The organism is Bullifex sp., assembly GCF_034103065.1.
Taxonomy (GTDB): domain Bacteria; phylum Spirochaetota; class Spirochaetia; order Sphaerochaetales; family Sphaerochaetaceae; genus Bullifex.
This window is the reverse complement of sequence record NZ_JAXEGN010000170.1, coordinates 1-8,396: the sequence shown is the minus strand read 5'-3', so window position 1 is coordinate 8,396 and position 8,396 is coordinate 1. Positions and strand designations below refer to the sequence as shown.

At 30.8% G+C, this 8,396-nt stretch carries 7 protein-coding genes; 5 read left to right on the top strand and 2 right to left on the bottom strand.

Features of this window, described 5'->3' with window-relative positions:
- Together gyrA and gyrB are read right to left on the bottom strand one after the other, a co-directional pair.
- Positions 1-1,775, bottom strand: a 1,775-nt coding sequence (gene gyrA, locus SOY52_RS06710) for a DNA topoisomerase (ATP-hydrolyzing) subunit A (RefSeq protein WP_320848190.1), incomplete at its 3' end; no start/stop codon positions are given.
- A gap of 11 nt (positions 1,776-1,786) precedes the next feature.
- Entirely contained in the window at positions 1,787-3,781 is a 1,995-nt protein-coding gene (gene gyrB, locus SOY52_RS06705) for a DNA topoisomerase (ATP-hydrolyzing) subunit B (protein WP_414429595.1), read from the bottom strand.
- 272 nt (positions 3,782-4,053) lie between these two features.
- On the opposite strand from gyrB, the gene dnaA reads away from it, so the two are divergent.
- From dnaA to SOY52_RS11205, 5 genes are all read left to right on the top strand, one after another.
- Positions 4,054-5,388 (top strand): chromosomal replication initiator protein DnaA, encoded by a 1,335-nt coding sequence (gene dnaA, locus SOY52_RS06700; protein WP_320848188.1) that lies wholly within the window; start codon positions 4,054-4,056, stop codon positions 5,386-5,388.
- Positions 5,389-5,758: 370 nt separating this feature from the next.
- A complete protein-coding gene (dnaN, locus tag SOY52_RS06695; protein WP_320848187.1) occupies positions 5,759-6,865 on the top strand; it encodes a DNA polymerase III subunit beta in 1,107 nt (368 codons plus the stop codon).
- Positions 6,866-6,867: 2 nt separating this feature from the next.
- Complete coding sequence (recF, locus tag SOY52_RS06690; protein ID WP_320848186.1) at positions 6,868-7,947, top strand: DNA replication/repair protein RecF; 1,080 nt, start codon at positions 6,868-6,870, stop codon at positions 7,945-7,947.
- Positions 7,937-8,221, top strand: a complete 285-nt coding sequence (locus tag SOY52_RS06685) for a DciA family protein (protein ID WP_320848185.1) — start codon at positions 7,937-7,939, stop codon at positions 8,219-8,221. The genes recF and SOY52_RS06685 overlap by 11 nt, the downstream gene beginning before the upstream one ends.
- Before the next feature lie 103 nt (positions 8,222-8,324).
- The coding region (locus SOY52_RS11205) for a 50S ribosomal protein L34 (protein ID WP_414429594.1) at positions 8,325-8,396 on the top strand (72 nt) is incomplete at its 3' end.

Below are 8,396 nucleotides of genomic sequence, written 5' to 3'. Positions count from 1 at the left end.
ATGTTTGCACCCTTTGAATTCTTAGCACCTTCAGGAATTTCATAAACATATGTGTAATATGCCTTACCAAGGTTTGTAACATACATTACGATATCATGGCTTGATGCAATAAATAAGTGTTCGATAAAGTCACCATCAGTGAGTTTAGCACCCTTTACGCCTTTACCACCTCTACTTTGAGCTTTGTATTCTTCTGCAGATAAACGCTTAGCAAAACCTTTATTTGAAATTGATACTACAACCTGTTCTTCCTTAATAAAGTCTGCATCAGTTGTATTATCTAATTCTCTTTCTTGAATTTCAGTTCTTCTTCTATCACCAAATCTTTGACCAATTTCTTGAATTTCTTTCTTAACAACAGCTAAGATTTTATTTCTATCAGATAATAAGTCTTTGTAGTAAGCAATTTGAGCTTCAATTTCAGCTAATTCATCAAGAATCTTTTGTGTTTCAAGATGTGAAAGCCTACCAAGTTTCATATCGATGATAGCAAAAGCTTGTTTTGCATCAAGATTAAATCTCTTTTGTAATTCAAGTGATGCAACATTATTATCTTCACTTGATTTAATAATCTCAATTACTTCATCAATATTATCAAGACCAATCTTTAAGCCTTCAAGAATATGAGCTCTTTCTTCTGCCTTTTGAAGATCATAACGTGTTCTTCTTTCGATTACTATTTCTCTATGATCTACATAAGAAGAAAGCATCTCTTTAAGAGTAAGAACCTTAGGTCTTCCATCTTTAAGAGCAAGATTATAGATATTAAAGTTAGATTGAAGGGCTGTTCTACTAAATAGCATATTAAGAACTATATTAGGAACTGCACCTTGCTTAAGCTCAACAACAATTCTAATACCATCTCTATCAGATTCATCACGAACCTGTGAAATGTTTGGAATTGCATTATCTTTTCTTAAATCATCAATCTTCTTTACTAACTCAGCTTTGTTTACTTGATATGGAATTTCAGTGAAAATGATTCTATCATGACCTTTTTCATTTTCCTCAATTTCATAGCGTGAACGTATAACAACCTTACCTTTTCCTGTAGTAAATGCATCAACTATACCTTTTTTTCCACAAATAATACCTGCAGAAGGAAAATCTGGTCCTTTTACATAATCCATTAATTCTAATGAAGAAATATCAGGATTATCTATTAAAGCACAAATACCATCTACTACTTCAGTTAGGTTATGAGGAGCCATATTTGTTGCCATACCTACAGCAATACCACTAGAACCATTAGTAAGTAAGAAAGGGAAAGCAGCAGGTAATACTGTTGGCTCTTCAAGAGAATCATCATAGTTTGGTCCAAAATCAACTGTATTCTTACCAATATCAGTGAGCATTTCTTCACCAATTTTGCTCATCTTTGATTCGGTATATCTCATTGCAGCTGGTGGATCACCATCGATAGAACCAAAGTTACCTTGAGGAGTAACAACAGGATATCTTAATGAGAAATCTTGTGCTAAGCGTACTAATGCATCATAAACAGAAGCATCACCATGTGGGTGATATTTACCAAGTACATCACCGACGATACGAGCACATTTTTTATATGGTCCACTAGCTTTTAAACCCATTTCATACATATCGTATAAAATTCTTCTATGAACAGGCTTTAAACCATCCCTTACATCAGGAAGAGCACGACTGATGATAACTGACATAGCATAGTTCAGATAGCTGGTCTTCATCTCAGTCGAAACATCAGCTATTATTGTGCGGCTGTTAATATCGTCAGCCTTTGTTATTTCGTCATCCATACAATCTTCCTTTATACATCAAGATTAGCTACATAAGTAGCATTCTGCTCGATAAACTCACGCCTAGGCTCAACATCTTCACCCATGAGCATTGAGAATACTCTATCAGCTTCTTCAGCATCCTCAAGATGAATCTTACTAATTAATCTAGTTTCAGGATTCATAGTTGTTTCCCAAAGCTGTTCAGGATTCATCTCACCAAGACCTTTATAACGCTGAATAGGTATTTTTGCTTCATCCATTCCTGCACAGTTTTCTTCAATAATGCGCTTTTTATCAGCTTCATCATAAGCATAGAAAACCTTCTTACCTAATGTAATTTTATATAGAGGAGGCATTGCAAAATAGATATAACCAGCCTCAATAAGAGGTCTCATATATCTAAAGAAGAAAGTTAGCAACAATGTCCTAATATGAGAACCATCAACATCGGCATCGGCCATAATGATAATTTTATGATATCGTGCCTTAGTAATATCAAAGGTTTGTTCACTATCTTCAATCTGGTTATTATACCTTGTTAATCCAGCACCAATTGTAGAAATAACAGGCTGAAGCTTATCATTTCCAAGTACTTTATACTCTTGAGCTTTTTCAACATTAAGCATTTTACCCCAAAGAGGTAAAATAGCTTGGAATCTTCTGTCTCTTCCTTGCTTTGCAGAACCACCTGCTGAATCACCCTCAACTATAAATACTTCACATTTAGCAGGATCTTTCTCTGAACAGTCTGCAAGCTTACCAGGAAGGCCACCACCTTCACTTTTCTTTCTTATCTGTTCACGTGCCTTTCTAGCAGCAATACGACCAAGAGCTGCACTTATTGCTTTATCTAGAAGGAGCTCGATATCACCTGGAAATTCGTCAAAATAATTATTCAACTTTTCATATACTAATGATTGAACAATAAATCTTACATTAGCATTACCAAGTTTCATCTTAGTTTGACCTTCAAATTGAGGATTAGGTATCTTTATTGATACAACACCAGTTAAACCTTCAGAGATATCAGCTGATTCTAGTTTATCATTACCAAACTTTTTAAGCATCTTTGCATTTTTAGAAAGCTGGTTATTTACAGCCATTAAGACTGCTGTTTTAAAACCTGTTAAATGAGTACCACCTTCACGTGTATTAATGTTGTTTACAAATGAATAAACTTTCTCATCATATTTGTCGTTATACTGAAGTGCTATTTCAACAACAACATCATCTTTTACACCTTCAAAAGAAATAGGAGCAAATAATGTTTTCTTATACTCATTGAGATAGGAAACAAACTCATTTAAACCACCTTCTGAGTGGAATGATTCTGTTTTCTCTTCTTCCTGACGCTTATCAACAATAGTAATTCTTATACCATGATTTAAAAAACTAAGTTCTCTAAAGCGATTTGATAATGTTTCATAGTTAAAACTATTATTCTCCATTACTTCGAAGTCAGGAGAGAAGCTAATAGTAGTTCCATGTTTTTCAGGATCGCAATGTCCTACAATCTTCACATCTTCTTCAGGAATGCCTCTATGGTATATTTGCTTATAAATGTTTCCATCTCTATAAACTGTGGCCTCTAAATAGCAGGAAAGGGCGTTTACACAAGAAACACCAACACCATGAAGACCACCAGATACCTTATAAGCACCTTTACCGAACTTACCACCTGCATTAAGTTTTGTTAAACATACTTCAAGTGTACTCTTTCCAACCTGTGGGTGGATATCTACAGGGATACCTCTACCATTATCTTCTACAGTACAAACTTCACCATATTCGTTATGATCAAATGTAATTGTAATTTGATCACAAAAGCCAGCCATAGCTTCATCAATACTGTTATCAAGGACTTCATATACAAGATGATGAAGGCCATCAATACCGGTAGTACCAATGTACATACCAGGGCGAAGACGTACATGCTCAAGACCTTCAAGTACTTGAATTTCACTACTGTCATATTCTTCAGAATTACCTACTGCTGTAGCAGCATTTAATCCTTCGGTAAGCATGTTTTCATCTTCGTTTTTTTTTGTTTCATCCATAAAATTGACTCACCTTATTTCAGAGCTTTTAAAAAAAGCATAATATTAATATATAGTAACAATTTTTTAACTTAGCTTCAATAAGCTTTCATAAAAATACATAGTTTATATTTTTTTATAATATATATAAATATCTTATCAATTATTGATAAAACAACAATTGGTTGTTAATAGTTACACAAAAACAGCAATTGAGAATAGCTTTCCAATGTGCTAAATTGAACACAAAGGATTATTTCATGTTAAAAGACTATTATCTAGAAGCCCTTGAAGAAACCCAAAAAAGGTTACAAAAAGGAAAGCAAATATGGTTAACTAATGCTTCTTTTGTAAAAGAAGGCAATAATTCTATTACCATTTCTTTCCCTGCAAAAATGTATCTAAATAGTTTTAATACTCACTGTAAAAATGAATTACAGTCAGCACTAGATGATATTGCTGGAACTCATATCGATATTGAAACTATTATAGGTGAAGCAAAAGAATTCGATGAAGTTGAAGAAAATAGTGTACAAATAGAAGAAGAAGCTCCAAAAAAGAATTCTTACTTAAATCCTATCTACACCTTTGAAAATTTTATTCCATGTGAAAATACAAATTTTGCATATAACGCTGCAAAGGCAATTGCTATGCATCCTGGAATAAATTATAACCCATGCTTAATATATGGTGGTGTAGGTCTTGGAAAGACTCACCTTCTTCAATCTGTAGGAAACTACATTGAAAAGGAAAATCCAAAAAAGAAAGTTATTTATGTTACAGCAGAAACTTTCACAAACGATTTTATTAATTCAATTCAACAAAAAAACTCTTCTTCATTTAGAATTAAATATAGAAAAGCTGATGTACTATTAATTGATGATATTCACTTTTTACAAGAGAAGATTTCAACACAGGAAGAGCTTTTCCATACATTTAATGATTTATATGAAGCTAATAAACAAATTATATTTACTTGCGATAGACCAATTAGTGAATTAAAAGGTTTTACTGATAGATTAAAATCAAGATTTACTAGAGGTTTAAATCTAAATTTAACAGCTCCTGACTATGAAACAAGAGTTGCTATATTAAAAAAGAAGTGTGAAGCACAGAATGTAAAAATCTTTGATTCAGTTATTTCTTACATGGCTGAAAACATCAAAACTAATGTTCGTGATCTCGAAGGTTCTCTTACAACTTTGATTGCTTATTCAAAATTAATTAAAACAAATATTACTCTAGAAATAGCCCAAGAACAGCTTAAGAACCTAATTTCTGCACCAATGGCAAGCGAACAGGACATTTCTATTAGTACAATTGTTAAAGAAGTTGCTTCTTATTACAACATTGAAATAAGTGAAATTAAAGGTAAAAAACGTACTGCAATTATTAAAGATGCAAGAAACATGGCTATTTATCTAACAAGAAAAATTACTCAATATTCAACAACTGAAATTGGTAATTACTTTGATAGAGACCATTCAACTATTACTCACTCAATTGATAAAGTTGATCAAGAAAGGAAACAAAATTCAGATATTGCTGCTGCAATAGACACTCTTGAAAACACAATAAGATCAAAATCAAAATAATTATTTTTCATCTTTTTTTTCGAGACCTGATTAATTTTTCAGGTCTCTTTTTTTCTTTTATTGTTGAAAACTCTGTTTAAAACTTGTTGATAAGTTGTTAATATCTCTCTGAAAAGCTGTTGAAAAACCAATACTGAATTGTTGAAACTTTGGAAAACTTTTTAAATTTTTATTTTTTTTCCTACTTTTCAACAATTAAAAAATCTTTTCCACAAGTTTTAAGTAAAACTTTTCAACAATGTAATCTTATTCAGTACAATAAATAAAACAGTTTTCAACAATTAAAAAGAATATATTATTACTATTACTAAACTAAAATATACTTTATAATAACAGTATTAATAATCGAAGAGGAGTAGAATAATTATTTATGAAATTTATATGTCCTAAAGATACAATACTTAAGGAAGTTGAATATGCAAGCAATTTTACTAGTCAAAGAAATTCATTGACTATTTCTTCTAATATTTTGCTTGAAAACTATCAGAATGTACTTACTATCAAAGGAACAGATAATAAGATGGGATTCTTAACCTCTTTTCCTGTCTTTACAGATGTTCCTGGTGCAACTACTGTAACATGTGATAAATTTCTACAAGTATTAAAATCTTTACCATCAATGGATATCGAATTTAGTGAAGAAGATGGTAAATTAAAAATTACACCTTTAAAAGAATCAAAAAGTATTAACTTTAATATTAGAACTATTCCTGCTGAACACTTTCCACAGCTATTAACATATGATGAATCACAATTTTTCTCTCTTTCTCAAAGAGATTTCTTCGATATGATTGATAAAACATCTTTTGCTGTTGGTACAGATGAATCAAAATTCTTTTTAACAGGTGTTTATTTTGAAAAGAAAAATGATGATGTTGTAATGGTTGCAACAGATAGTAAGAGATTAAGTTGTATTAAAAAAAGATTTGAACAGGATATTCCTGATTTTAAATCATGTATTATTCCTGTTAAATTTCTTCAGATACTGACAAATATTGGAATTGGTGAAGGTCTTTTCTCTTTGATGATTACTGATACACATATTTTTGCTCAAATTAATGGACACTTAATTTATTCATCTTTAATTACAGGAACATATCCTGCATATGAAAGGGTAATTCCTAATGAATTTAAATATGAATGTAAGATTAAAGTTTCTGAAATGATTGAAGCATTAAACAGAGTATCAATCTTTGTAGAGAATAAATCTAAGAAGGTTTATTTAGAGCTTAAAGAAGATGGAATTATGGTAAGTGGTGAAACTAGTGATGTAGGTGATGCTAAAGAAATAGTACCATGTGAATATAGTGGAGATGATGTAAATATTACATTCAACAATGCTTTCTTAGTTACATCACTTAAGAAAATTGATTCTGATTACTTTAGGATTTGTTTTAATTCATCTAAAACAGCTATGGCTCTATTTCCAGAACCTGAAAAAGATTTCATTTTCATAATTATGCCAATGCATGGTTGATTATGCACTTTAAATCAATAAAATTTTACAACTTTAGAAATATTAATAACGGTATCGTCCTTTTTGATAAGGACGATATCATTCTAGAAGGGATGAATGGACAAGGAAAAACAAATATCCTTGAGTCTGTTTATACTCTTTGTTATGGAAATTCATTTAGAACTCAAGTATCACGTGAAATGATTAAGCATGGTGAAAGAATAATGAATCTTTCAGCTATCATTGAAGATGAAGATGATATTTATGAAGTTTCTTACTCTCTTGAACTAAATAAAAGAAAGATAATTTTAAATGGAAAGGAAGTAAAAGATAGAAAAGAATTAATTTATCTATTTCCTTGTATTGTATTTACTCATGATGATATTGATTTTATAAAAGGTGAACCTGAGATGAGAAGAAAATTCTTTGATCAGACTTTAAGTATGTATGACCCAATATATTTAAATTACATTCGTTCATATAGAAATATTTTAGCTCAGAGAAATGCTGCTATTAAGAATAATCAAATCTCTCTTTTAGATATATACGATGTAAAACTTGCTAACTTAGGTTTTGAGATAATAAAAAGCAGAAAAACCATGGTTAATGAATTTAATGAAATATTTCCTTTTCTATATAAAAAAATATCAGGAACTGAGAAGAATATTACAGTTAATTATCGTTCTTCATGGGAAGAAAAAGAAAATCCTAATCAAATAATTGAGTATCTAAAAGAAACACATGATAGAGATATTAAACTTTTGACTACTACATCAGGTATTCATAGAGACCGTTTTACTGTTAATGATGAAAATGGTCCTTTAGTAATTACAGGTTCTACAGGTCAAATTAGACTTGCTTCATTACTTTTTCGTATTGCTGAGGCAAGAATATTTAAAGATAAAACAGGAAAAGATCCTATTTTATTGTTAGATGATGTACTTTTAGAGCTTGATGATATTAAAAGAGCTAAGTTTTTAAACGAACTTACTTCTTATTGTCAGGCATTTTATACCTTCCTTCCACGTGAAAGTTATTTTAATGAGAAAAAAGAGAGTATTATTGAGTATAATGTATGTGAGGGTTGCTTAAATGAAATATGAGGTACCTATTTCTTACTATGTAAAAAGCTTTCAAAAGAAGGTTGAAGAAAGCCTTGGGGAGGAGGTTGTAGTATTCAAGTGGAAAGAAATTGTTGGTCCAGTATTATATCCACATGTAAAACTTGATACAATTGATGTCGAAAACTTAGAGGTAAGTATTGATCATGCATCTTATAAAAGTGCTTTTTTATTAAAACAAAATTTAATATTAAGAAAGATTCATGAGTTATTTCCTCGTTATGATATAAAAAATGTCAAGATACACCAGTTATAGATATTGACCATTTTTCTTATCTCATATAAAGTTGCTAATCGGACAATTTTGTCTGTGAGTTATAAAATCTGCGCTTTTATGCGAAAAATATTGGAGTAAATTCATGAGTTACAAAGGAAAAAGAACCTATCAGCCAAGTAAAGTAAAGAGAAATAGAACTTTTGGTTTCCGTGCA

What these genes read in the sequence shown, in the direction of transcription:
- gyrB (WP_414429595.1), bottom strand. Translation starts at nt 3,781, where the DNA reads ATGCTTACCGAAGGATTAAATGCTGCTACAGCAGTAGGTAATTCTGAA.
- dnaA (WP_320848188.1), top strand. Translation starts at nt 4,054, where the DNA reads ATGTTAAAAGACTATTATCTAGAAGCCCTTGAAGAAACCCAAAAAAGG.
- dnaN (WP_320848187.1), top strand. Translation starts at nt 5,759, where the DNA reads ATGAAATTTATATGTCCTAAAGATACAATACTTAAGGAAGTTGAATAT.
- recF (WP_320848186.1), top strand. Translation starts at nt 6,868, where the DNA reads ATGCACTTTAAATCAATAAAATTTTACAACTTTAGAAATATTAATAAC.
- SOY52_RS06685 (WP_320848185.1), top strand. Translation starts at nt 7,937, where the DNA reads ATGAAATATGAGGTACCTATTTCTTACTATGTAAAAAGCTTTCAAAAG.